We start from the raw sequence: 23,634 nt of genomic DNA on the forward strand, positions 1-23,634 counted from the left end.
AAGCGTACACGTCTTCCGTATTCCAGACATTGGGAATGTTTTAAATTCCCCCGTGGTGGCCTACGTGATTTGTACTTTCCTCTTGTGCCAGAGATGAAGTTCACTTCACCTATTCGAGATAGCGCTCATGCTGGACGCACACAAAAGAGAGGGACGACGCATAGAGCAACGTCCCTCTCTCCTAAAGCCTTCATACGGTTACTGCAACTTTCACGAATCTTTAGCCAGCGTCTACCGACAATACTTATCTCTCAAAGCCAGCGCATGTTTGACGGATTGCTCCACGCCTCTTGCTTGATCTTCAATCATTTGCTCCATTAGCTCTTGCGGCGGGTAATAATAATCTAGCGGCTTAATCACGGACAAGTCATAAGGTGGCTCCTCGACTTTAAATGCTCCTTCACCGACTTTGGACACTCCGCCAGCGCCCGGCTCTCTTTTGAAATGGATAGCGTATGGGAAACACATTTCTACGTTGATTCGAGTCAACGTAGATTTCTCCACAAAGATTTTGAACAGTTGATCCAAATCGATGTTGCCCGTTCCCGCAGGAACACCGCATACTCTATAGTCTTCTCCGTCATGAACGATGATATGGTCTTTAAAATGGGTGGTGAATGCGTACGGTGCCAACTTGGTCACAGCATCAACCGGATCCTCCCACGCCATCATGCCATTACCGAGATCGCAATGAGCGCCAACCCAAGGACTGTTCACTTCCTCAATGATTTGGATAACCTCATCCGCTAGCTCTTCCTCATGGTTTTCCACGGCAAGCTTAATTCTGTATTGTTGCAGCAAAGGAACAATTTTCTTAATGTTTGTAGGTGCTTCAGCCATCCGTGCAGCGTCGTATTCGCCCATACAAGTGTATGTCCGGATGACATCCGCTCCGATTTGATGAGCAACTTCAATCACTTGCGACAAGTGATCCGGGTCCGTACCATTCGTATCGATCTCAGCGAAGAATCCGTATTTCTGGATTTCAGCCTTCACTCTTTTCAGGTATTCAGGCTCGAACGATTCGAGTGTTCCCCATCCAGGCAGTCCCGGCCATTTCACGATATTGATCATAACCCCGTCTAGCCCGAGCTCTGCGGTCTTTTGAATAAATTTAAAAATATCCATTCTGCCTGTAATAAACTGCAAGTGATAGCTTTCTGTTTCCAAACCGATTTTCATATGTCTCTCCTCCATACATTCTGTTTTTTTATCATGATTAACTACTGAACTTGAGCTTGTTCTTGCGCTTTTTTCTTCTTAACGATTCTTACTAAGTAACTGCTGATGATTAAACCTAACACCGCAAACCCAATCATGGTCATAAACACATGTTTGTATCCATTAATCCCCGGTGTGCGATCCAGCATACTTCCATACAGCGTAAAAGCGAACATGGATGGAAGATAACCAATCATACAAGCAATGGATACCGCCGCACCGCTAATTTCGCGAGGGATGCCAACCTCTTCTATCGGAGCGAAGAACACGGCTCTTTGTGAGAAAATAATCGCGCCATAACCGAGTGTAAACACCATACCTACATAGATATTCATCGTTTCATGCGGAAGCAAGATAAAGATAATCATGCCGATAATAGCTAACCAAAAAGTTATTCTCAAATATTTGGACGGAGATTTGAAGGTTTTATCAGCAAGGAAACCGCCAATAGGTCCGCCGACCATCTTCAAGCAGTATTGGTTGATAATCCCGTACGCCCCGACCAGCGCAACAGGCATTCCGTAAATCTCTTTCAGGAACGGAATGAAATACGTTAATCCGATATAAATGGAGTATACGGAGAAGATCGTAAATGAGACTACCCATATTTCAGGCATTTTGAGGGCTTTTAGGGCTCCATCAAACGCCAGCTTGCTTCGATTGATTTTGTTACCATGCTCGTCTGTATCATTAATGACGTCGTCTTCAATAAGGAAGTACGAAATGATAGCGGTTACAATCGTCGTAATAGAGAAGAAAATGATGGCACCTTTTAAGCCCGCAGCATTTGCCCCCATCCATTGGAAAATACCAAGCGCAGTAAACGCTACAATCGTATCTACGATCCCTCTTCCTGCTTCCAGGAAGCCGAACATTCTGCCCTGCTCATTGCTGTCCCCGAGCAATCTTACCGTTTTGATCAGAACGGGCCAGAAAGCGAGTTCAGCAAACAAAGCGAAAAGCGCCCATAATATCAAAATTTCATAATATCCTGGAAACGTTGTCATGTAAAATCCGAGTAGCCCTACTCCACCCAAGGCGATTGGGAGCAGCTTTTTCTTGGAAAACCGATCTGTGATGTACATCGATGTGATGTAACCAAAGGTTTGAACAATGGCATAGACGGACATCGTGAGACCGATTTGCGTATGTGTCAGATGGAAATATTCCATCATCGGAATATAAAACGCGTCTTTTAAGTATGGTAATTTAAAAATAGTCCCCCCGCCCAGAATGAGTACGGCAAGCGTCAACCATTTTTTTGCCCCTACACTTTTCGAATTCATTTTCTACTCATTCCCTTCCCCAACTTATTATTCTTCAATAAAAGCTGTTACTTCAATTTCTACCAATGCATCCTTTGGCAGCCGTGCGACTTCAATGGTGCTTCGTGCTGGATAGTTGCCATCAAAATACGAAGAGTAAACTTCATTTACCTTTGCGAACGTATTCATATCTTTCAAAAAGATAATCGCCTTCACAACGTTCTTCAAATTGCTGTCAACAGCCTCTAAAATCGCTTTTACATTCTCGAGCGATTGTTTTGCTTGCTCTTCGACGGATTCAGGCATTTCACCAGTTTGAGGATTGATCGGAAGTTGGCCGGATACGAAAATAAGGTTTCCGATTTTGGTAGCCTGAGAATAAGGTCCGATGGCTCCTGGAGCATTCTGGGTTGAAATTGTTGTATGCATGTGATGTCCTCCTAAGTATGAAATATTATCATAATGATAATTTATTATTACGATGATTTTATTTTAATACATGTTTCTCATAATTACAATACTTTCTTGAGAAATTATTATTGAAATAATAATTCTTTATTGTTAGACTCGGAATATGAGAAACGGGAGGTTAAGGAGTGGTATAAATGGAAGATTTAGAAAGACTCACGAAGTATATCCCGATTGTTCACTTTATTGGTGAAATCTTGGGTAAGAATTGCGAGGTTGTGTTGCACGATGTGACGAAGCCGGATAACTCTATCGTTGAGATTGTTAATGGACATATTAGCGGCAGAAAAGTGAACGGCCCCATTACGGACCTTGCTTTAAAAATAATGAAGGACAAAAACTATAAAGACAAACATTTCATCTGCAATTACGAAAGCGTCGGCAAGAGTAAGAAGCCTTTTCGTTCATCGAGTTATTTTATAAAGGATGAACATAATGAAATTATCGGTATGATCTGCGTGAACGTCGACCTATCCGATCTTATATCGGCACGAAGTGTTATTGAAGATGCAATTATGCTTGCCAATTTCACAATCACGGCCAACAACAAACCTAATCATACGGAGCAGCAAAAATCGGCTTTGGATCTTAACGTACTGGAAAGCTTCGAGGACAACATCGAAGATCTCCTCTTATCATTGATTAAAGGAGTATTATCCGAGAGCGAAATCGCGCCTGAGCGAATGTCTCCTAAAGAGAAAATCGATGTTGTTAGAAAGCTTAACGAAAAAGGGGTATTTCTGCTCAAAGGTGGAGTAAGCGAGGTTGCCAAACATTTGGAAGCTTCCGAAGCGACGATCTACAGATACTTGAATAAAATTAAATAACGAAGCCATGTGGAAAAAGCCCGCGATTTTCGTATAAACATCGATCAATTGACCGGTTACCCAGCGGACCTTATTATTTGTTTGGTAATTTTAAAGAATATATTACACATCTAATGAGGGGCATAATGCTATGAAAGAACATGACGCAAAGTACTACATATCAAAACTTGGATTAGATCCACATCCAGAGGGTGGATATTTTAAAAGAACATTTGAATCGGAGGAACAAACATCAGATCAAGAATTAACAGTAGATTTCGAAGGGAAGAGAAAACTTTATACGAGTAATTTCGAATTTTGACCGTATTTCATCCAATATATTGACTAGAAAACCGCTTTAAAAAACGTGATTGTATAAGTTATAAACAACATGTTATCTACAATTTTGGGCATGACAAAGCCCCATCCGCGTGAGGACGGGGCTTTCATGATGGAGCCGAGAGGAGTATCGGCTGTTACTAAGTGTAAATAATGGTTACGGACCTTCCGTTGAAATGCTGTCAAACACGGCCTTCTAAGTCGAAGACAAGGCGATTAATCCAATTGTATGGCCAAGGTCTGTCCATTAGCAGTAAGCTGGATGAAGGAACAACTTTATCGTTGGCAATCCAGATACTGCGTTTAAGCTAAGTCTATTGCTTCAAGTGTCAAATTCATATTTTTTTGCTGGTATTCTATCGACATGTGGGTAATAAGTGCATTTACGATCATAAAACTTAGAGCTAATGATTGATAAGAGAACTCAAATAAGAAATCAACATTTAGATTCGAAAATAGCGTCGATGTATTCGTAATGAGCGCTACTTTAGCTCCGCTTTGTGAGGCTTCTTTCATCATTTGTTCTAAGGTGAATATTTCGTCATTTGTATAGTGAAAAAATATAGCAAAACTGTCCTCATCCAAAGATTGAATATCTTCTATTTGATACCTAGGGTCTAGGAATGCAGTAGACTTTTTGCCATCCATGAGTAAATCAATTTGCAGCAGCCATACAGATTGAGGAATACTATATCCATAGAAGCCAATTTTGGTCTTTGACAGTAGCATTTGAAGGAACATGTCGACTTGTGATGACTCAAGTTGATTCAGCAAACTATCAATAGATCGTGCAATAATATTTTTCCCACCAACCATTTTATTCTCTAGAGTCGAAACTTTATGCTTAGTAGAAAGCACATTGAGAACATAATGCTGTCTTAATCTAGATAATTCCAATCGTAATTCAGGATAACTGGAATAAAATAAATGTCGGCAAAATCTTGTAATGGTCGAAGGCGAACAATGTGATTTTTCAGCTATTTCAATGAGACTCATGTTACCAATCTGATCAAATTGATAGATGAAATTCTCAGCTACGCTAAAATATATATCATCATGATCATAGGTATTATAAAACTGCAATAATGCTAAGATGCTCTGCATTCCCTATTTCCCCCTCTAGGATCAATCGAAACAAATATCTCCCCCAAAGCTTATCTGTTCTGTTATAAAAAGAAAAGTCATCTTATCACATAAGATGACTTTTTCCTTTTAACTTAGTTTTTTTTGGCGTATTCTGCTGCATTTTCTCCAGCTAGTTTTCCTGATGTATAGGCGAAACCAAGCGTACCACCTTCTATTGTAATATAGGTATTTCCATACATCCCGCCTGCATCATTTCCAGCTACCCAAAGTCCAGGAATAGGTTTACTCTGGTCGTTCACAGCTTGAATATCCTCATTGATCTTCACGCCGCCAAGCGTCCCGAGACAACGCGCCGAAGTACTCAATGCATAGAATGGACCCTTCTCTACAGGATGAAGATATTCCTTATCTTTAAAGAAATCCTCATCAACGCCTTTTTTGCTAAATCCATTATAACGATTAACGGTAGCAGTAAGCGTCTTTTCATCTACACTAATTTTGCTTGCCAGCTCTGCAATCGTGTCTCCTTTTACAATAACCCCGGATTGAATTGCTTCTTCCATAATTGGCGTATAGTCAAAAGGAGTTACCGTCGACTTATAGTTGGTATCCGTATCAAACGGTTCATTAAACTCCATGAAGCCTTGTTTTTTACCTTTAAACGAGCTGTATAAGTCAGCATATTCAATAAGACCTTTGGTCTTTACCGTCTCAATCAATTGTTGGTCAAAGAGAGCCCAGTGCGAGGCATCTGGCTGTTCGTAGATGGCCGATGACCCATATGCAAAGTCAAACACAATGTCTTCATTAATATAGCGTTCGCCATTTTTATTCACCCATAAAAGCGGTAAGGCTGTCAAATCCCAAAGAACATACGGGTTTTCCATTTTTTTGCTCAACTCAGGATTCGGCATGTAATGGTACCACTGTGCTAAATCTGTACCCAACTCAGCGGCGCCAACATCCCAAGCCATTTTCAGTCCATCTCCTGTAGCAGAAGCGATCAAGCCTGTTCCTGCCTTTTCTCCGAAATGTTCTTTCATCATTTCAGCATTACCGCCGTATCCTCCAGTTGCAAGGATGACGGATTTAGCATGTATTTTTAATTCTCCACCATCCGCTTTTTTGGCAATAACGCCAGTAACGTTTCCTTTGTCATCCTTTATCAATTGTTCTGCAGGCGTCTCGAACATGATTTTTCCGCCCTTTGTTTCAATCTGATTCCGAAGCTTCTCTAAGGCTATGGAGCCACCCTCAACATATCCATGAATAGTAGCTGGAGTACCTACTAACGCTTTTTGACCACTTTGCCCGGGATCTGTAAGTACTAATTTTGCTCCATTTTTATTCATCCAATCGACAGTCTTCCCTGCGTTATCCATGATTGTACGAACCAATCTTGCATTCGCATGATAGTTACTTGTTTCCATGTACTTTTTAAATAACCATTCTTTATCGACTACTTTGTTCTGTTCTTTCTGCTGTGTGCTATCTACCGCAAACATCCCGCCAGCAAGCGTTCCTGCACCACTAGCCACTGCTGTCTTCTCGATCAGTAGCGTGTTAGCCCCTTGTTCGACAGATACTAATGTAGCCGCAGTACCCGCAGCCCCTGCTCCAACAACAACAACATCAACTGTTATTTCTTCTGCCTTACCCTCTTGCTTTGTAACGGCAACCGCTTTGAGTGCCACAGTATCTCCACCCGCTTGTTGTACAGCATCTGCAACTGCTTCAATAATTGCGTTACTAACAACTGATGCTCCAGTTACCGCATCCACAGCTAACGATTGATGGGCTACAATATCTGCCGGAATACGTTCAGCTGCTTTTTCATAAATCCCTGGTGTTTCACTATTTTCCTTCACTTCAACAGATGTGATTTGATCTTCCGAGAATACAACTTCAACCTTTACTGGCCCATTGTTACCTTTACCAACTCCTGTATAAGTGCCAGCTTTATAGCTAGTCTTTTCAGTTGATGGACTCTGTGAACTATCTGTGTTATCCGTACACCCTACAACAGAAAGTAATAAAGAAATACATAAAAACAACCTCAAAATCATTCTACATTTCTTCATTAAAATCGTAACCCTCCACTTTGTGAAATTTTGAACAATCTTACTTTAACACAAATTTCCACAGCTTAAGATGGCTACAGGAGACGTTTACTCGGCTGATTCAGACGAGTGAGTATCGGAGCGAAATGCTACTGAACTATTAAAGAAGCAATAGACTTTGATAATTGGCTAATTGAGAAAATACAAAAAGGGATTTAATGACAACTAATCTATTCGACGTAATTGTCTAGCATCTACATTTCAGTAGAAAAGTAGTTACAATAGATTTAAGAAAAGAAGAACGAGAAGAAATGGAATTTATAACTCATGAATAAAAAACTATGCCATGCAAGTATTAAATCAACAAATGTCTGCAGTTGTTGCATTGGAACGCTGGTATAAGAGTAACGACAAGATCGTAGCTTTTGCTTTTACGATGATGCCAATAGAAGCCGTCTCCAATTAAATCTTAACTTACAAAACGAGAAGCAATTATTAGAAATGTTGGAAGAAAGGTGTATGACCTAGCTAATTCTTCTACCATTGAAATTAAAAGTTCTGATTCCGTCAATACTCCGTCATTGAAATACCAACTTTCTCACGGAGAAGAATGTGATTTGATACTAGAAAGTGTATATATCAGCGATAAATACCCTGTTGTTTATAATAAATACTAATACCCATAGAATTTAGTCAAATTGGAAATCGCTGCACGGAAGGTTACAGAAAAAATCGCTGCAACAGATCCATATTTATGAGGAAAAGGGGATTACCTGTTGGCCGTAAGGTCTGAGGTAATCCCCTTTTCATGGATGAAGCGTACTTGTACTACTAGTCATTCATAGATAAATCCAGTGTGTTCCCTTTACTAATGAAGACTTTGTAATTAGCAATTTTGTCGTTCAGCATCTTCTCTGTCTCTGTTAAATGTCTGATTTGATCCTGAATTGAGCTTCTATGATCTTCCAGAAGATTCAAACGGGCTTGGCTTGTATGCTCGCCTTCTAAGTATAACTGGGCATATTCCCTGATTTGTGAGATGGGCATTTGGGTTTGCTTCAACCTCAGCACAAATCGCAGCCAAGCAAGATGAGTATCCTCATAGACCCTTTCTCCATTGGCATTGCGTACCGGTTTAACGATCCCTTCTTTTTCATAATATCTCAGTGTATATGTGGTTATGTCCAATAATTTGGATACCTCGCTAATCGTGTACATGCAATTCCTCTAATCTATTTTATTTTGAAAGTCACCCTGATTATAAAAAACATTTGCCTTACAGTAAACTCTAACCTATATAATCAAATCGCTGTAGGAGCAAATTACATTCTCAAAGAAAAAATAGGAGGAACTCACATGAAATACACTGTAATTACCGGCGCTAGTTCAGGAATAGGTTATGAAACTGCCCTAGCTTTTGCTTCTCGTGGAAAAAACTTAATCCTCGTTGCCCGCAGAAAGGAACAGCTGGAGCAATTAAAGTCTGAAATCGCTCGTAGTCATCCTGATGTAGAGGTTGTCATTCAAACGACTGACTTATCCGTTATCGAGAATGCTTATACATTTTATGAAAGCCTGCAAGGATACCCCATCGAAACCTGGATCAACAATGCCGGATTTGGAAATTTTGCTTCAGTGGCCGAGCAAGACTTAAATAAAATAACTACAATGCTACATCTGAACATAGAAGCGTTGACCATACTCTCCTCTCTATTTGTTCGAGACTACTCCACTATTGAAGGCACGCAATTAATTAACGTTTCATCTGGTGGCGGCTATACGATTGTGGGCAATGCTATAACGTACTGTGCGACCAAGTTTTATGTAAGTGCATTTACTGAAGGACTATCTCATGAGTTAAAGAGTCAAGGTGCACCTATGCAGGCTAAAGTGTTGGCACCAGCCGCAACAGAAACAGAATTCGCGAAGCGTGCTTTTGATGTTACGGATTTCGAATATCACGGCGCTGTGCGGAAATTCCATACCGCGAAGGAAATGGCTGGCTTCATGCTTGATCTGTATGACAGCAATCATGTGGTGGGACTTGTGAATGGCGTGACGTACGAGTTTGAGTTGAGAGATGCTGTATTTAATCATGTGGAGAGCACGCGATAGGCTTGTCTCGTAAGTTAAACGCCAATCGTTGGATTGATATGTCCCTCTGATCCAGCATTAATAAATAAGACACGCGCCATGCTTACCACTCCTCAGCTTTACTATTTTCTAAATGATACAGGAGTGGGGAGCAGTACACCCTATCATCTCTCGTTTCAAAAAACAGGTACTCAAAAGATCGATATGGCTTGGTAATCCCCTATTTTTCTCATATCTACGGTTTTCTGCGTGCTTTATTATGCAAATAGAAGGCTGCGGCGGCTGCGCTCAATGTTCCGCAGATCATATCCATCATCGTGTCACTCAAACTACCGTTTTGTGAGTTTAATCCGAATAGATGATCTACCATAAACTCATAAATCTCCCACATTCCAGCCATGGCAACAGCAAACAAGAAAGCGAACCCAATGATGATGTTGGATGGCAGGTCGCCCAGTCCTTTACGCTTAGCCATCTTGATCAAAATGAATTGTCCGACGAAAAATAGAATAACTCCAGACAGTAGATGCTCAATCTTGTCTAAATGAGGGATAACACCATACATTTTGAACAAATTGGCGAGCAACATCGTAATTGTGATAAAGATCAGCACCGAGAATCGTAGTGCGGGGGGCAGTTCGCTGTTGGTCCATGTAAGTAAGCCCCTAAAAAGTATCAGGACGACAATGATAAGGCCCGCTTGAAGGGTCCTACCATAATCTCCAATCAAGCCAAAATAAACAATCGATACTCCACAAATGAGGTAGAGGATCATTTCAAAAAAATAATTGAAGCTATAGTTTCTAGAAGTCTCTTTCATAGTAGTTCCTTTCTGACTAGACCCGTTTAATTAATTATCACCCATACAAAGTCACTCCATACGACAATTGGTTGCAACAATAAGACCCCCGGAGACATTCCCATAAAAGCGGGAATACACGGAGGTCTTAAGCGATCTAATCAGATCAGAAGTGACTTAGACTTCTACATCGCTTTCTCAGCCAAATCGTTAACTAAATTTCTCATCCACTTCCGGGAGTAAATCCGGGCGTAACCGAAGCCAAAACGGACAACCTCCTCAAGTGATATGACGAGATATACAAGGTAGACAGGCTGCTTCCAGACGTATGATAGCAACAGCCCGGAGGGGACACCTATCAGCCATGTCGCCGTCGATTCCATGCTGAATACGAACTTGCTGTCTCCCCCACTGTTTAGAATACCGCCTGCTATAATCATATTGGAAACTTTGGCCCAAAGAAATCCAGCGAATACGATAACGATATATATGCTCATCTGTTTAGCATCCTCGGAGATATTGAACGCGGAGACATACAGCCTCGAGCCTGCCGCAATGATAACCCCGACAATCAGAGAGATAATGATGCCAAGACGAATGAACTTTTTCGCATGATCGAGTGCGATATCCGTTTCGTTCGCGCCCAAACGGTTGCCAACCAATACCCCAGCTGCACTAGCCAGACCGGACAATAAGCCAATGCAAAGCCCTTGCAATGGGAAGGTAATGGTCATCGCCGTCATCTCCATCGTCCCCATGCGGCTATAGATGATCGCATATGCTGTTTCACCCAATACCCAGATCAATTCCGTCAGCAGCAACGGATACGTCGTTCCAAAAAACTTGCGGATGAGCGGTTTAGGAATGATGAACAAGTTCTTTAACCCAACAGCGCCCGGTAAACGATATCGGTACACGGCACCAATGATCAACAAACATTCTATTACCCTGGAAATAAGGGTAGCAATAGCCGCGCCCTTCAGACCAAGCGCAGGAGCACCGAAGTTCCCGTAAATAAGTACGTAATTCAGTATAATATTCAGAACAACAGCAATTAAGCTTACATACATCGGCCATTTGGCATGGCCCGTACTACGCAAAATCGCGGAATACATCATCGTCAGCATGACAGGTACAAAGCCGATCGACATGATTTGCAGAAAGATATACCCATTATCTATTACATTCGCATCTGTCGTGAACATGCTCAGAAAAAGCGGCGAATCGATGAAGACAGCCGCAGAAAATAAAAACGAAAACGCGAAGCCGACGATCAGTCCGAGGCCCAGCACCTGAGAGACACTTTTGGAATCTTTGTTCCCCCAAAACTGGGCTGCATAAATGGATACACCCGTCGATAAACCAGCCAAGACAACCGCGATGATCCCATATATTTTGGTGGACATCCCCACCGAGGCAATCGCCACATCTCCAAGCTGCCCTACCATTAACTGATCCGTCAAATTGAGCAATGCCATCAGTAAGCTTTGAAGCGTAACGGGTACAGCTATTTTATACACACTTTTGTAGAAGTTCTCTTTCTCTGACATGAATCATTCACAACCCCCATATTCTCGATTTTACCGCGTCCATAGCCATTGGCAGTCTATGACTTCGTGTGAGGTTATATCACTTTTTTGTAGCGCATGAGCGTATAATTATCTTTTGGCTGAATTTCTACAACCTTGAACTTTTTCGCAAAGCACAATTGCTGATACCCGTCTCCATCCACTAAAGTAATGTTCGTGGAACCGCCTATGATGATCGGAAGCTGCATCAATATAATTTCATCGACGATGTCCTGATCGAAGATATGCCAGTTCAAAAAGCCGCCGCCCTCGACCATCAAGCTGGTAATCCCGAAGTTGTCTTCCAACTGACGTTCAAGCTCCACGAAATCGACTTTATCCTCACCGCAGATGAGGCACTCCTTCCCTCTTTCCCGGATCTGCCTGATTTTATATTCATCCCGTCCTTTCTCGGTTGTGACAATAATCGTCCTCCCCTCATCCGAGAGCACATTGCTATCCAGCGGAATATCCAAGGTGGTTGTCGGAATGATCCGGATTGGATTTTTATTCTCCTCGTACCGATTAGTAAGAAAGGGATTGTCCGTCAGGATTGTATTTTTGCCAACCATAATGCCCTGCACATTCCCCCGGAATAAATGAATGAATTCCATATCCTCACTGGAAAACAAAGAAAAAAGCTCTTTACTCGAATTACCTGCTCCCATAGTTAGCTTACCGTCAATCGAAATTTGGCTGAATATCGTTGTTTTCATTTGTCTTCTCCCCGTCTCTCTTTAGCTTTTATATGCGCCCCAGGATGCTTGGATGGTCTGTTCTATTTTTTTCAATGCTTGTTCAGGATTGCTTAAGGGCAGCTCGGTCAGTCCCGTATTTAGCGCCTCCCATACATGGATCATGAAGGGGTAAGTCGGCATCGGCCGTGCGTGATCCAACAGCGATAAAATCATTTTTTTGTTAGGGGTAGCAGAGGCAGCTAGACGGTTCAGCACCTCTTCCTGAGCCGGAATCCGTTGCACACCCAGCGTCCACATGGTTTGGCACTCATCACTCAGCATAAAATGCGTGAACGACAAGATATCTTCCCGCTCCTCCGCCGTTAACGAATGATTCGGGTAAATCAGGCCGATAGAAGAAGACATGGATAGCGATTGCTGGCCTTCTATGACCGGAAGCTGGCAGACCGCAAGCCTGTTGTTCATCTGCTTGTCCAGATGGTTATAAATCCACTCACCACAAATAATGGCGCCAATCTTACCGTCAATAAACTGCTCTAGCAGTCCTGTGGAACCGTCGAGACTGACGAGCACGCCTTGATCCATCTTGTCATGGATGAACTCAAGTGCTCGCTTCATTTCAGGGGTTACGATATTCGGCTTTCCATGCTGAACAGGCCAACCACCGAAAGCTGTAAGAAACGGAATAAACCAATAACCCTGCTGTAAATCTGCTCCAATCGGTATGATGCCTTGAGCGGACAACCTCTCTGCTGCCTCTTCGAACACGTCCCATGTCGTCGGCGCACTGGCATAAATCTCCGGATTGTAATACACAACCAAATGATTACCCCGCAATACCGGGATACCATACTGAACACCATCCAGTTGCATCGTTGAAAGTGCCCCTTCAGTCAGTGCATCATCAAATAGCCAGCCCGGTACTTCAGAGTAAAGGCCATTCTCAACATAGGAGGACATATCCGCAGGAACCATCGCCAGATGCGGACCTTGATGAGTGTCCTTAATTTGATTAAGGCGCGCAGTCAACTCCGTAATGTTCATCACTTGGGGCGTAATTTGTACGCCGAAGCGCTCTGTATACAGCTTGCAAATTCCCTCCAACACCTCAATCGACGTATCTCCTGGACCGTCAAACTCATGCCATAACACGATTTCTTTGTTCTTCTTTTCCATCGCTGCCTCTCTCCCTTAACTAACTTGTCTATGATTGTTTACGAGCACTAAAGCTTGATTTGGTGCAAGTAGTAAGCTGTCTAACGTCTGACCTACACTGCTGCCTGTTAAAGAACTATCCAGTGCCACCAACATTGGGTTACGGCCAGGTACGGCAACCTTCAGGTCGACTTGGCAGGAAGTATCCGCACTCAAGTTAAAGCAGCACAGAAGTGTCCGCTCCCCGTGCATATACCCGTACAGAACTGTTCCTTCCGGAGATTGAGCCACGAAAAAGTTTTCTGGCTTCACTAGCTGTGGCCAATCTTTCTTGAATTCACTTAGCTCCGTCAGCAGCGGCAGCATCGGTGCCGGATTAGTCCAATTAATTTGCATGACATTAAAAAAAGCGCGGGAAATCTCCTCACCGTTCGTGTTGTCGCCAAGACCACAGTTAAGGGGCTGTTCCTCATTCATTTCATAACCCGTCGTCACGTAAGGAATTGCGTTCGGAAGAAATTGATTAAATACCGCGATCATCCGAGCAACCTCGACACCGCCACGGCTCGTGATCCGAGGCGTATCTGCTGTTTCTGCACAGGCGAACACATGAAGATTTAACTCAGGCAGCTCCTCTAAGAATGAAACCAGGTTCTCCTTCGTAATCTGAGTCATGACGTTCCATCCGCTGCCAAGCATAATGTTATAACCGGTGCTCGCTGCCTTCTTGTGGTTGCGGTTAAACAAGTCTTCACTGATCAAGATCGCATTCGGATTCATCTCTTTAATCGTGTCAAAGATTCGAGTCAACAACGGAATAGGTAGCACATGTCCGATGTCGATGCGAAAGCCGTCAATCCCATACTTTTCGAGATTAAACCGTACGGCCTCCTCCAGAACATCCCACAGCTCCAGATTGGGTTCCTCTCCCGGGTAGTCATTGCATTTAATCGTATCAAAAAGAACATATGGTGCCTGATCCGAACTTATAAGATGTCTCACTTGGGGAGAGAAATCCTTGTAAAGACGCAAGAACGTAATGTCTGTCCAAATCGGCTGCACATCGTTAATCCAATCCGAATGCGCCGGGGCAGTCGTTATCCCCATTTCTTGCTCCACCAAAGTTAATAGTTCATCTCCAGTTTTAGCAGCTCTTTCTTTTAACTGCTGCCAAAGGATTGGATGAAGTTCATTGGGTGGCGGCGAGAACTTCCGCAGAAATGCTGCGGTCTCCTGGCTGTGGTAGACCGCCTCCAGTTTGTCAGGTGTACACTCCTCAAAAAATCCAAGCTCGGGAATCGATGGCGGTGCAAAGCCTTCTAATTCCTGCATTTTGATCCAATACACCCATTCAGGATGTTCGGTAATAAATGCACTGTTTTTCGCCGTTACACGGGGAATGAAATCAACAACAGTCTTAATATCAAGCAAATGACAAGCTTCTACCAAAGCGCTGAGCTCATCGTGGATCGTAAACTCCTCCATACCATCCAGCAGGCTATCGTGTAGGTTCTGATCCAAGTGGAATAACGATTGCACAGCGTAAGGTGACCCGATATCTCCCTTCAGATTTAACTTGCTGTACTGGTTTACTGGAAGCATGTACAGAATATTGATGCCCATTTTCTTTAGCAGCGGCAGAAGAATAAGGAATCTTAAAAAAGTACCAGACTCGATTGTTCCATCATGGTTGTAATCCCAAGCCGTCGAATAACGAATTAACGAAGAATAGATCGCGCTGTCGTCTAAATTCGTGCGTTCCTTGAGCATATACCTCCACGAAAGCTTGTCTAAATACTTCAAATGCTCTGTCATAAAATCATACGGATGTACACAAATTTCACCGTCTCTTTCGTAGAGAACACGCTCAAATTCGCACTCATTCCACACAGCAGGTATCCAAATTGGCGCTACGTCTTTATCTTTGTGTGTAGACAAGTAATCCTGAACTAGTCTGAATTTGCTTTCTTTGCTCATTAACAGATCCACCTCTCGTTGATTGCAGTTCTACGTTTAGGGAACAAAAACCGTCTTTACGGTATCACTCCCAACCACCTTCAAAGAGTTCAATTCATAGCCGATCAACTCGTTTATTGCTGCTTCGTGCTGATTGAGCTTAACTTTTCTGGTCACCAGTTTCTCCAGTTCAGGTGTCTCAGCGGCAAACCGCAAAGCTTCCTCGAACATGTAGCGGTATTCGCCTGCTGCGATAATTTTGATGGCATGCTGTACGAATTTGGTAGGGGAAAAGGTGTACCGATACTTCGCATTAATACCGAAAGGAACGATGCGCCCTCCACGTTCAATCCATTCCTCCGCCACTTCGAGCTGAGTGCCCACCGTATCGATAATCACATCAAACTTATGTCCCGCGCAGATTTCGTCTACGGTAGCTTGATTTAATTGGGAAGGTGTAAGAGCAAAATCTGAGATTTCTCTGGCAAAAGCCAGCCGATAGGGATTAATTTCAGTGGCTACTGTAAGCGCAGCTTTTGATTTACTCACCATTTGACTTAACAGTCCCATTGGGCCCGATCCAAGAATGAGCACCTTATCGTCTGCTGTGACATTAGCTTCTTTGAAGTTGTGCAGCACACAGGCAAGTGGCTCAATTAACACCCCCGTCTCCCAGCTCATATGATCAGGTAGAAGGTGTGCAAACGTTTGTGCAGTAGAGTAAAAAAAAGTGAACGTCCCATTTCGATTCAAACCAGCAATAGGCATCCCATTTCCATCGGAGCCCGTACATAGGTGCGGCTGTTCTTTCAAGCAAAAATAACATTCATTGCAGCTTTGATTCGGATCGATAACTACTCGGTCCCCCACCTTAACACGGTCAACATTACTGCCAATTTCGATTACAGTCCCCACAGCCTCATGACCGCGAATAACCTCTGGCACTCCTTCCTCTTTACCGGTTACGACCGCTAGATCTGTTCCACAAATACCTGTCATCTCAATCTGGATCTTAACTTCATCTGGGGCTACAATCTGCGGTTCTTCCCGTTCGCAGAGCTCCAGCTTATGATTAGATGTCCATACCAGCGCTTCCATACGCATTCTCCCTTTCACTTTTGTGTTATCCATATTCGACCAGAATATATCATACCTTCCATGTAAAAGTAAGGTGAATATTGTCGTAAAATGTTAAAGATTACATTTTTCATATAACCATCACATATATAAGAGCTTTAAATAATATAAAAACCTCCCCCTCGAACGCTTCGCTCAAGGTTAAGCCATCTTTACTTGAAGATATAATAAAACGGCCTAAATCCAATTAAATTAGGACCAGGACCGTTTAATCGCGTTAATTGCTTTGTATTTCAATAATATGCTCTTATTGAATCATTGAGCCGTCTCTTCATTTCATTGCGCACATGCTCAGGTTCAATGCATTGGCATTTATCCCCGAAGCTCATTAGGATTCCGTAACCATAATCATCTTCAATAAAATCAAAATAAGCATAGAATTGACCATTGCCGAGGGGAGTAATGTTCTCTTCTCCGCAATAATCCAACAACCTGTCTAGGATGGAATGATCTAGCTGCAATTTTATTTTTTGCATTTTCCTGGACATGGTATCTGTAAACTCTGAAAAAGCCGGAGGAATTTCACGCATAACAAAACGATCTTCCGTTCTCTCCAGTTCAGATATACGGGATAGCTTGAATACCCGGAATTGCTGCCGATTTAAACAATACCCCTGCACGTACCAATGATTTTCTTTCAATAACAGACGATGAGGTTCAAGGGTCCGCATGACCTTGTCTCCTTTAGCGCTTTGATACATAAAAGACAGTATGCTGCAATGCTCCAAGGTTGTTCGAATCACTTCAACTTTGGTCTGCAGATCATTGCTGCCCAGCCAAGCGGATAAGTCAAAAGAGATTTGGTTGGCTTTAAGCGTAATTTCATGCTGTTTATCCTCCGGGATAAAGCTTTTTACTTTGGCCAGGGGAGCAGTGGTTTCCTCACCTGATAATGTATTGGATATAAAGCCAAGCCCCATCAGTAGAGCGGTTATGTCCTTGACGGTAAAAAAACCTTTTTCTATCTTATACTCATTCATGATCCCGATGCCCCCTCCTACACCGGATCTGGTCACAATCGGAATACCTGCTTGATTAATGGTTTCAATATCACGATAAATCGTTCTAAGTGAAACTTCGAATAGCCCGGCTAGCTCTTTTCCACCCATCTTCTCTCGTTGCAAGAGCAGCATAATGATAGCAATCATTCGTTCCAGCTTCATAATCATCCCCCTGAAATTTATATACTATGACTGACATAAAAGCTGTCAGCGATACATTGCTATACTAACTTTATCAAATATTAAGGAGGAACTATAATTGGATTACAAGAACGAATTTTACCACACATTGGACAAGACCAATGAAATTGCTCTAGCAACAGCGGTAGCAGGCGTACCCAATGTTAGGATTGTCAACTTCTGCTATGATGCCAGCAAGCCAGGAATCCTTTATTTTGCGACAGACAGGGAGAATCAGAAGGTGACGGAGTTTGCTCTAAATAACAATGTTGCCTTCACAACCGTCCCCTCTAACTTGTCTTCCGTACCGCATGCGCGCTCCAATCATGCAGTTGTACATAAGAGCCGGTACACCATAGATGAGGTCAAGGACCTATTTATCCAAAAAATTCCGGGATATGATGAGACGCTCTCAGCTATTGGCGACACATTGGATGTTTTTGAAATTCACATTAAGGATGTTTTTGTCATCGTGGATTATGAGACTGCCGGACTGGTTTCTTTTGAGGTATAACACTGCCGAAAATGCAGCATCCATAAGAATTGTAAGAAACATTACAATTCGCTGCAGAAGGAAAAATCAATGGTCGAATCGTCCTTGACATGACGAAGTAACCCGAAAGAAAACATGCTCGAAAAGTCTTTCTTTTTGGCTGACGCTAGTGCTTGTAACCATTGTTCAGGTATACAACTAAGAGGTGGTGCGCGGATTTATCTATAATCATCGTGGAGGAGACACGCCATGAACTGATATCACGCTTCAGCACACCCCTCGGCTGCTCCACACAAAAAAGGGGCTGTCCCTCGGCCACTTTCATGGCTTTTGAGACAACCCCTATCATTAATCATTATTGACTAATCGAACCTGTTGGATATAACGTCGTACCACCAATCGAAACTTTGATATTGCTGGATAATGGAACGTTCGTTTCATCAATCACGGTTCTCCACCACTCCCACGCAAGACCTGTACACTCTTTGGCGGAAATTTTGATGTTCTTGACATTAGGAGGAAGTGGAATCTCTGTCGAGAAATGCGCTGTTTTATCTCGACCACTTCCTTCCCATGTTTTATGTGTAATGATTTCTTGTCCATTTGCATCAAATGAAAATTCATCCCAAGATACGTCAAACTGAGCTACGTATGCACCACTGTGATCAAGCGTTATTTTACCCTTAGTATATTCTGTCGTTTTAGTCTCTATATATTCCGTATTGTTGTGAACAGCCGCAAGGGAATTGTCTTTCAAGAAGACACTAGTATATGAAATGGGGTATGCTGGATTTTTACTGCTAAATTGTGCATTATCCTTAATTACATTTTGGATGACACTAAAGTCTTTCGTGACGATTTGGTTATGTGTTTGTGCATCGCCGCCTAATACAACAGCTGTAAATGAGCTTTCATCATAAATATCTTTGTACTGTCCACTACCACTAGCTTGTATGTTAGGATTATTGAGCATTGCTTTAAATGCAGTCTGTACATCACTGCTCTTCGAGGTTGTCTCCAATTTGACGTAAATAGTTCTGCCATAAGCTACGTTGGATACCATCAGTGGCGGAGCCTCATTACTTACCCCTTTACGGACTAATTCAGCAAACGTCACACTGCTATCAAAAAGGTCCGATGGATTGTTAGGAATAGCCGCACTTACGGTATAAAAGATTTGCTTATAAGCAGCCACCATCACTTTTTTCTCGCCGCTTGCTACTGCGTTAAAGTCGATTCCGAGCGTATTGTTAAGGTATTGTGCATTCACATTAAGTGCACTAGCAATTTGATTTTTGCTGTACACCATCGATTCTGCATACTGTAATCTTGCAGGCAGCGTATGTGTGTCTGAATATTTGTCAACCCAAGTCGACACGAGCTGATCAACGGCACCAGAAACACTGCTGAAATTTGGATTTTGAACCGCAATTGTATTTTCACTCTTCAACCCAGGTAGATCAATACTAATATCTAATGGTTGTCTCGCGGCCATAACCAGACTAGGCTGATTATTCGCAAAATCCTCATTTGCAAGCTGTATTACACCTGGATACGTGCGATTCGTGATCGAATCAATAATGGAAATATCTACGGGTGAGGTTGCGAGTGATTTTTTATCCCGTTCAACCACGATAAATTTTCCATTGGACTGGGTACCTTCTTTGGGAACAAAACTACTAATTCGATCACCATTTATGGCCAAAACTTCATGACGATTATAATTTAGGCCTGCGATTCCAGCATCAATGTCATTAGGTACGTTTGCTTCAGCGAATGAAATACTGGACAAAGTAAATAGGCTTAAACTTAATAATAAACTTCCTAACCATTTCGCCCCTTTAAAACGTTTTTGAGTTTTCATACATTTCTCCTCCTTCTTGTAAAACGATAGGACTTTCCTACTGTATATATCGGTTTTTTGTAGAAAATATGTTGTATTTGTCGGAATATCACTAGTCCTGAATTAAATTTCACTCATGTCGCAGCCTTCACACAACTAACGATACAAAAGTACCTCAGCCGTTTTACGGCTTTTGGGACAGCCTCTTTTATCTATGCTCATAATGATGGACGCTGTACGGAGCAACGGTTTGCTGCTTGAATTCACCGTTACAATCTCTGGGAATATTAAGCAACAGGTTACCAAATTCCGTATGACGTTTAATCGGCTGATTCAGACGAGTGAGTATCGGAGCGAAATGCTACTGAACTATTAAAGAAGCAATAGATTTTGATAATTGGCTAATTGAGAAAATACAAAATAGGGATTTAAATTCCCTCCGTCCTTTTGGTTGAATTTTTAACAGTACTTCAAAGGAAAGTAGACATTATCCCATTAATTTATCAATATGATGATTTAATGACACCTAATCTATTCGACGTAATTGTCTAGCATCTACATTTCCCTAGAAAAGTAAGTTACAATAGATTCAAGAAAAGAAGAACGAGAAGAAATGGAATTTATAACTCATGAATAAAAAACTGTAGGGGTATAAGACAATGATCAATAAACTTCATGAACTCAATAAACAAAAAAAACCACTATCCGTCATTGTGTATGACCAATTGTATAAATTAATCATGGAAGGAATATTTCCTCCCGACAGCCAGCTTCCAACAGAACCCGAATTGGCCAAAAAATTAGGTGTAAGCAGAATGACATTGAGACATGCTTTGGCACTTTTGAAGGAAGATGGATTGGTTAAAAATATCCAGGGAAAAGGAAATTTCATTACCAAATTTCATCAGAATGAAAGTATGGATGGATTGGAGAAGTTGGGGAATCCTCTATATAAATGCTATACGGGAAACATAGATGATATCGAACTTATTTTCCGAATTGACCTATCAACCGACTATGCCATACAAGTATTAAATCGAGAAATGACTGCAGTTGTTGCGTTGGAACGCTGGTATAAAAGTAACGATAAGATCGTAGCTTTTGCTTTTACGATGATGCCAATCGAAGCCGTTTCTCAATTAAATCTTGACTTACAAAACGAAAAGGAAGTACTGGACATGTTGGAGGAGAAGGTATATGAACTAGCTAATTCCTCCACCATTGAAATTAAACGTTCTAATTCCGTCAATACTCCGTCATTAAAATACCAACTTTCCTACGGAGAGGAATGTGATTTAATTTTAGAAAGTGTATATATCAGCGATAAGTACCCTGTTGTTTATAATAAATACTATATACCCATACAATTTAGTCAAATTAGGATTAAAACATCTAAATAACCGAATGAAGGGCATGCGCTGCCCATCATCTCTTAAAGCAAGCCACAATGGACCGAAAACGTCAAATGGCAAGCCTTCAATAAACCGGAGGCTTGCCATTTTTTTAATTTTAGAAGCATTAGAATGAAGACGAGACTGACTCATTCGTAAGAAAACCAACTTTCAGGAGAACCCCTTTCTGTAACAAAAAAGACAAATTTTAAAAGGTTGTCAGTGAGATAAAGGTGTGGTAATATTCTCTTTGTTAAAGAATATACAAGTTGTTAGACAACTATACAATGTTGTATGATCCAAAAAGTTATCATGAATGACTATGAAATCGCAATCAAAGAGTAATTATTTTGGGGTATTCATGGAAGCGCTACCTTATTCAACATCATTAGAAGCAAACAACAAAGGAGAAGAATACACCTATGTCTACTACAACTGCAGATGTATGCATGAAGAAACCGCAGGAATATAATTTTAAGAAAGCAGTACCTATTACCTTGCTATTATTTCTACTATGCTTGATCATTGATAATTCATTTAAGATTATTTCTGTTGATATGGCAAAAGATTTTAACATTTCAGCGACAACCGTCAGCTGGCAAGCAACCCTAGCTGGCCTTGTGATTGGGATTGGGGCGGTTGTTTACGCAGCTTTGGCGGATTCCATTAGTTTCAGAAAACTTTTTACCGCTGGTATCATTTTAATATGTGTCGGTTCAGTCATGGGATATGTTTTCCAACATTCGTTTTTACTCGTTGTTATCTCACGATTGATCCAAACGGCAGGTTTAGCATCAGCTGAAACATTATATGTTATATTTGTAACCAAACATTTACCTGCAAATGAACAAAAGAAATTTTTGGGATTAAGTACAAGCAGTTTTGCTCTTTCACAGCTTATTGGTGCATTAACTGGAGGCTATATTTCTACGTATTTCCATTGGACAATGCTGTTTTTAGTTTCTTTAGTAACACTTTTCACCCTTCCATTTATTTTAAAATATCTCCCTAAGGAAGAAGCGAAAAACAGTCATGTTGATGTATTAGGATTATTTCTAGTGGGAACCATTTCAGCATCCCTACTACTGTATATCACCGATTTCAATTGGATGTACCTTCTCTTGTTTATTGTTGCAATTACATTATTCCTTACTTATATCAGTAAGAACTCCAAAGCGTTTATTGGAATATCATTCTTTAAAAATAAACAGTTTATCTCATTGCTTGGCGTTGCTTTTGTAATTTACTCTGTGCAGTTAGCATATATTTTCTTATTTCCATTCTTACTTGAAAAGATTTATGGTCTGAAGCTAGATACCATTTCACTATTATTGATTCCAGGCTATATAGGAGCCACTCTAGTCGGGGCTCTTTCTGGAAAATTTGCGAAGTTCTTAGGAAGCAAGCAATGTATTACAATCGCGATGTCTTGTATAGTGGTAAGCTTATTATTAGGCGCATTCTTTATACAAACTTCGGTTGTTGTATTCGTGATCTCCATGGTGTTATTCTCTAGCTCATTTGCATTCATGTATGCACCAATACTTGATTCTTGTATTCGTACGATTGAAAAAGAAAAAACAGGTACAGCCGTCGGATTTTTCAATTTAACACTGAATGTCGCGATGTCAATCGGAATTGCCTATACAGCAGCTATGATGGACCATTCCGCCATGCGAAGAAGCTTCTTAGGAATTACGAGCAATTCGGATGCTTCGATGTTTAGTAATATCCTATTCGTTCTCGTATTCATTACCCTTTTCAGTTTATCTCTGTACTGGGTATTCGTAGGACGAAAAACGACGAAATAAATTACGTTGTTAGTTCATAATTGGAACCCTAAAACCAAAAGTTTAGGGTTCTTTTTTAAATTAAAATTCCTTTCCTTGTCCTCTTCTTTTGTAGCGCAGGTCCTCCTCTCAACTGGTCAACGACAAAATCATGGATTTAAAAGAACTCGCACATTCCTGCACAGAAAAAAAAGTCTCCATCTAGATACCGTATCATTCTATATTCAAAACAAGGCGTTCCATTGTGGATGGCGCAGATAACCTGATGGATCTTCTTTAATTCT

21 protein-coding genes are annotated in these 23,634 nt (G+C 41.5%); 7 read left to right on the top strand and 14 right to left on the bottom strand.

Annotated features, from left to right (window positions below):
- Positions 1-231 precede the first annotated feature (231 nt).
- Genes UQ64_RS25700 through UQ64_RS25710 form a run of 3 tightly spaced genes read right to left on the bottom strand, consistent with a single transcriptional unit; the run spans position 232 to position 2,915 of the window.
- Positions 232-1,182: a sugar phosphate isomerase/epimerase family protein gene (locus tag UQ64_RS25700; RefSeq protein WP_060626207.1), complete on the bottom strand. Its 951-nt coding sequence runs from the start codon at positions 1,180-1,182 to the stop codon at positions 232-234.
- Positions 1,183-1,223: 41 nt separating this feature from the next.
- The gene (locus UQ64_RS25705; protein ID WP_060626208.1) at positions 1,224-2,507 is read right to left on the bottom strand and encodes an MFS transporter; all 1,284 of its coding nucleotides are present in this window, start codon (positions 2,505-2,507) and stop codon (positions 1,224-1,226) included.
- A 27-nt stretch (positions 2,508-2,534) separates the two neighbouring features.
- Positions 2,535-2,915: a RidA family protein gene (locus UQ64_RS25710; protein WP_060626209.1), complete on the bottom strand. Its 381-nt coding sequence runs from the start codon at positions 2,913-2,915 to the stop codon at positions 2,535-2,537.
- A gap of 176 nt (positions 2,916-3,091) precedes the next feature.
- Here UQ64_RS25710 and UQ64_RS25715 point away from each other — a divergent pair, with 176 nt between their 5' ends.
- Both UQ64_RS25715 and UQ64_RS30410 read left to right on the top strand, forming a co-directional pair.
- Positions 3,092-3,781, top strand: a complete 690-nt coding sequence (locus UQ64_RS25715) for a helix-turn-helix transcriptional regulator (protein WP_060626210.1) — start codon at positions 3,092-3,094, stop codon at positions 3,779-3,781.
- Positions 3,782-3,911: 130 nt separating this feature from the next.
- On the top strand, positions 3,912-4,082 hold the full coding sequence (locus UQ64_RS30410; RefSeq protein ID WP_156417672.1) for a cupin domain-containing protein: 171 nt from the start codon (positions 3,912-3,914) through the stop codon (positions 4,080-4,082).
- A 320-nt stretch (positions 4,083-4,402) separates the two neighbouring features.
- On the opposite strand, the gene UQ64_RS25720 is transcribed toward UQ64_RS30410, so the two are convergent.
- The 3 genes from UQ64_RS25720 to UQ64_RS25730 form a co-directional block, all read right to left on the bottom strand.
- On the bottom strand, positions 4,403-5,203 hold the full coding sequence (locus UQ64_RS25720; protein ID WP_060626211.1) for a MurR/RpiR family transcriptional regulator: 801 nt from the start codon (positions 5,201-5,203) through the stop codon (positions 4,403-4,405).
- 113 nt (positions 5,204-5,316) lie between these two features.
- The gene (locus UQ64_RS25725; RefSeq protein ID WP_060626212.1) at positions 5,317-7,266 is read right to left on the bottom strand and encodes an FAD-dependent oxidoreductase; all 1,950 of its coding nucleotides are present in this window, start codon (positions 7,264-7,266) and stop codon (positions 5,317-5,319) included.
- 810 nt (positions 7,267-8,076) lie between these two features.
- On the bottom strand, positions 8,077-8,463 hold the full coding sequence (locus tag UQ64_RS25730; protein WP_060626213.1) for a MerR family transcriptional regulator: 387 nt from the start codon (positions 8,461-8,463) through the stop codon (positions 8,077-8,079).
- Positions 8,464-8,601: 138 nt separating this feature from the next.
- Here UQ64_RS25730 and UQ64_RS25735 point away from each other — a divergent pair, with 138 nt between their 5' ends.
- Positions 8,602-9,360, top strand: coding sequence for an SDR family NAD(P)-dependent oxidoreductase (locus UQ64_RS25735; protein WP_060626214.1), 759 nt, complete (start codon positions 8,602-8,604; stop codon positions 9,358-9,360).
- Between the two features lie 214 nt (positions 9,361-9,574).
- On the opposite strand, the gene UQ64_RS25740 is transcribed toward UQ64_RS25735, so the two are convergent.
- The 7 genes from UQ64_RS25740 to UQ64_RS25770 form a co-directional block, all read right to left on the bottom strand.
- Positions 9,575-10,159 (bottom strand): DUF2238 domain-containing protein, encoded by a 585-nt coding sequence (locus UQ64_RS25740; protein WP_060626215.1) that lies wholly within the window; start codon positions 10,157-10,159, stop codon positions 9,575-9,577.
- Positions 10,160-10,323: 164 nt separating this feature from the next.
- The gene (locus tag UQ64_RS25745) at positions 10,324-11,688 is read right to left on the bottom strand and encodes an MATE family efflux transporter (protein ID WP_060626216.1); all 1,365 of its coding nucleotides are present in this window, start codon (positions 11,686-11,688) and stop codon (positions 10,324-10,326) included.
- A gap of 74 nt (positions 11,689-11,762) precedes the next feature.
- Positions 11,763-12,422 (bottom strand): dihydrofolate reductase family protein, encoded by a 660-nt coding sequence (locus tag UQ64_RS25750; protein ID WP_060626217.1) that lies wholly within the window; start codon positions 12,420-12,422, stop codon positions 11,763-11,765.
- 21 nt (positions 12,423-12,443) lie between these two features.
- Positions 12,444-13,580 (bottom strand): sugar ABC transporter substrate-binding protein, encoded by a 1,137-nt coding sequence (locus tag UQ64_RS25755; RefSeq protein WP_060626218.1) that lies wholly within the window; start codon positions 13,578-13,580, stop codon positions 12,444-12,446.
- Between the two features lie 15 nt (positions 13,581-13,595).
- Positions 13,596-15,536 (bottom strand): alpha-amylase family protein, encoded by a 1,941-nt coding sequence (locus tag UQ64_RS25760; protein WP_060626219.1) that lies wholly within the window; start codon positions 15,534-15,536, stop codon positions 13,596-13,598.
- Between the two features lie 36 nt (positions 15,537-15,572).
- Positions 15,573-16,646: a zinc-dependent alcohol dehydrogenase gene (locus UQ64_RS25765; protein ID WP_245238230.1), complete on the bottom strand. Its 1,074-nt coding sequence runs from the start codon at positions 16,644-16,646 to the stop codon at positions 15,573-15,575.
- A 239-nt stretch (positions 16,647-16,885) separates the two neighbouring features.
- A complete protein-coding gene (locus UQ64_RS25770; protein WP_060626221.1) occupies positions 16,886-17,815 on the bottom strand; it encodes a helix-turn-helix transcriptional regulator in 930 nt (309 codons plus the stop codon).
- Between the two features lie 97 nt (positions 17,816-17,912).
- On the opposite strand from UQ64_RS25770, the gene UQ64_RS25775 reads away from it, so the two are divergent.
- Entirely contained in the window at positions 17,913-18,347 is a 435-nt protein-coding gene (locus UQ64_RS25775) for a pyridoxamine 5'-phosphate oxidase family protein (protein ID WP_060626222.1), read from the top strand.
- 334 nt (positions 18,348-18,681) lie between these two features.
- Here UQ64_RS25775 and UQ64_RS25780 read toward each other — a convergent pair whose 3' ends face one another.
- A complete protein-coding gene (locus UQ64_RS25780) occupies positions 18,682-20,190 on the bottom strand; it encodes a thiol-activated cytolysin family protein (protein WP_060626223.1) in 1,509 nt (502 codons plus the stop codon).
- 202 nt (positions 20,191-20,392) lie between these two features.
- Between UQ64_RS25780 and UQ64_RS31395 the strand changes: the two genes are divergently transcribed.
- From UQ64_RS31395 to UQ64_RS25790, 3 genes are all read left to right on the top strand, one after another.
- The gene (locus UQ64_RS31395) at positions 20,393-20,545 is read left to right on the top strand and encodes a hypothetical protein (protein WP_209445884.1); all 153 of its coding nucleotides are present in this window, start codon (positions 20,393-20,395) and stop codon (positions 20,543-20,545) included.
- Positions 20,546-20,828: 283 nt separating this feature from the next.
- Positions 20,829-21,569 (top strand): GntR family transcriptional regulator, encoded by a 741-nt coding sequence (locus UQ64_RS25785; protein ID WP_060626224.1) that lies wholly within the window; start codon positions 20,829-20,831, stop codon positions 21,567-21,569.
- 413 nt (positions 21,570-21,982) lie between these two features.
- Complete coding sequence (locus tag UQ64_RS25790) at positions 21,983-23,371, top strand: MFS transporter (RefSeq protein WP_060626225.1); 1,389 nt, start codon at positions 21,983-21,985, stop codon at positions 23,369-23,371.
- The last annotated feature ends 263 nt before the right edge of the window (positions 23,372-23,634 follow it).

The sequence above is a fragment of the Paenibacillus etheri genome (genome assembly GCF_001012825.1).
In the GTDB taxonomy this organism is placed as follows: Bacteria; Bacillota; Bacilli; order Paenibacillales; family Paenibacillaceae; genus Paenibacillus_AQ; species Paenibacillus_AQ etheri.

Bases quoted from the DNA above. Each gene is read 5' to 3' on its own strand.
- UQ64_RS25700 (WP_060626207.1), bottom strand. From the start codon at position 1,182: ATGAAAATCGGTTTGGAAACAGAAAGCTATCACTTGCAGTTTATTACA.
- UQ64_RS25705 (WP_060626208.1), bottom strand. From the start codon at position 2,507: ATGAATTCGAAAAGTGTAGGGGCAAAAAAATGGTTGACGCTTGCCGTA.
- UQ64_RS25710 (WP_060626209.1), bottom strand. From the start codon at position 2,915: ATGCATACAACAATTTCAACCCAGAATGCTCCAGGAGCCATCGGACCT.
- UQ64_RS25715 (WP_060626210.1), top strand. From the start codon at position 3,092: ATGGAAGATTTAGAAAGACTCACGAAGTATATCCCGATTGTTCACTTT.
- UQ64_RS30410 (WP_156417672.1), top strand. From the start codon at position 3,912: ATGAAAGAACATGACGCAAAGTACTACATATCAAAACTTGGATTAGAT.
- UQ64_RS25720 (WP_060626211.1), bottom strand. From the start codon at position 5,203: ATGCAGAGCATCTTAGCATTATTGCAGTTTTATAATACCTATGATCAT.
- UQ64_RS25725 (WP_060626212.1), bottom strand. From the start codon at position 7,266: ATGAAGAAATGTAGAATGATTTTGAGGTTGTTTTTATGTATTTCTTTA.
- UQ64_RS25730 (WP_060626213.1), bottom strand. From the start codon at position 8,463: ATGTACACGATTAGCGAGGTATCCAAATTATTGGACATAACCACATAT.
- UQ64_RS25735 (WP_060626214.1), top strand. From the start codon at position 8,602: ATGAAATACACTGTAATTACCGGCGCTAGTTCAGGAATAGGTTATGAA.
- UQ64_RS25740 (WP_060626215.1), bottom strand. From the start codon at position 10,159: ATGAAAGAGACTTCTAGAAACTATAGCTTCAATTATTTTTTTGAAATG.
- UQ64_RS25745 (WP_060626216.1), bottom strand. From the start codon at position 11,688: ATGTCAGAGAAAGAGAACTTCTACAAAAGTGTGTATAAAATAGCTGTA.
- UQ64_RS25750 (WP_060626217.1), bottom strand. From the start codon at position 12,422: ATGAAAACAACGATATTCAGCCAAATTTCGATTGACGGTAAGCTAACT.
- UQ64_RS25755 (WP_060626218.1), bottom strand. From the start codon at position 13,580: ATGGAAAAGAAGAACAAAGAAATCGTGTTATGGCATGAGTTTGACGGT.
- UQ64_RS25760 (WP_060626219.1), bottom strand. From the start codon at position 15,536: ATGAGCAAAGAAAGCAAATTCAGACTAGTTCAGGATTACTTGTCTACA.
- UQ64_RS25765 (WP_245238230.1), bottom strand. From the start codon at position 16,646: ATGGATAACACAAAAGTGAAAGGGAGAATGCGTATGGAAGCGCTGGTA.
- UQ64_RS25770 (WP_060626221.1), bottom strand. From the start codon at position 17,815: ATGAAGCTGGAACGAATGATTGCTATCATTATGCTGCTCTTGCAACGA.
- UQ64_RS25780 (WP_060626223.1), bottom strand. From the start codon at position 20,190: ATGAAAACTCAAAAACGTTTTAAAGGGGCGAAATGGTTAGGAAGTTTA.
- UQ64_RS31395 (WP_209445884.1), top strand. From the start codon at position 20,393: ATGATGGACGCTGTACGGAGCAACGGTTTGCTGCTTGAATTCACCGTT.
- UQ64_RS25785 (WP_060626224.1), top strand. From the start codon at position 20,829: ATGATCAATAAACTTCATGAACTCAATAAACAAAAAAAACCACTATCC.
- UQ64_RS25790 (WP_060626225.1), top strand. From the start codon at position 21,983: ATGTCTACTACAACTGCAGATGTATGCATGAAGAAACCGCAGGAATAT.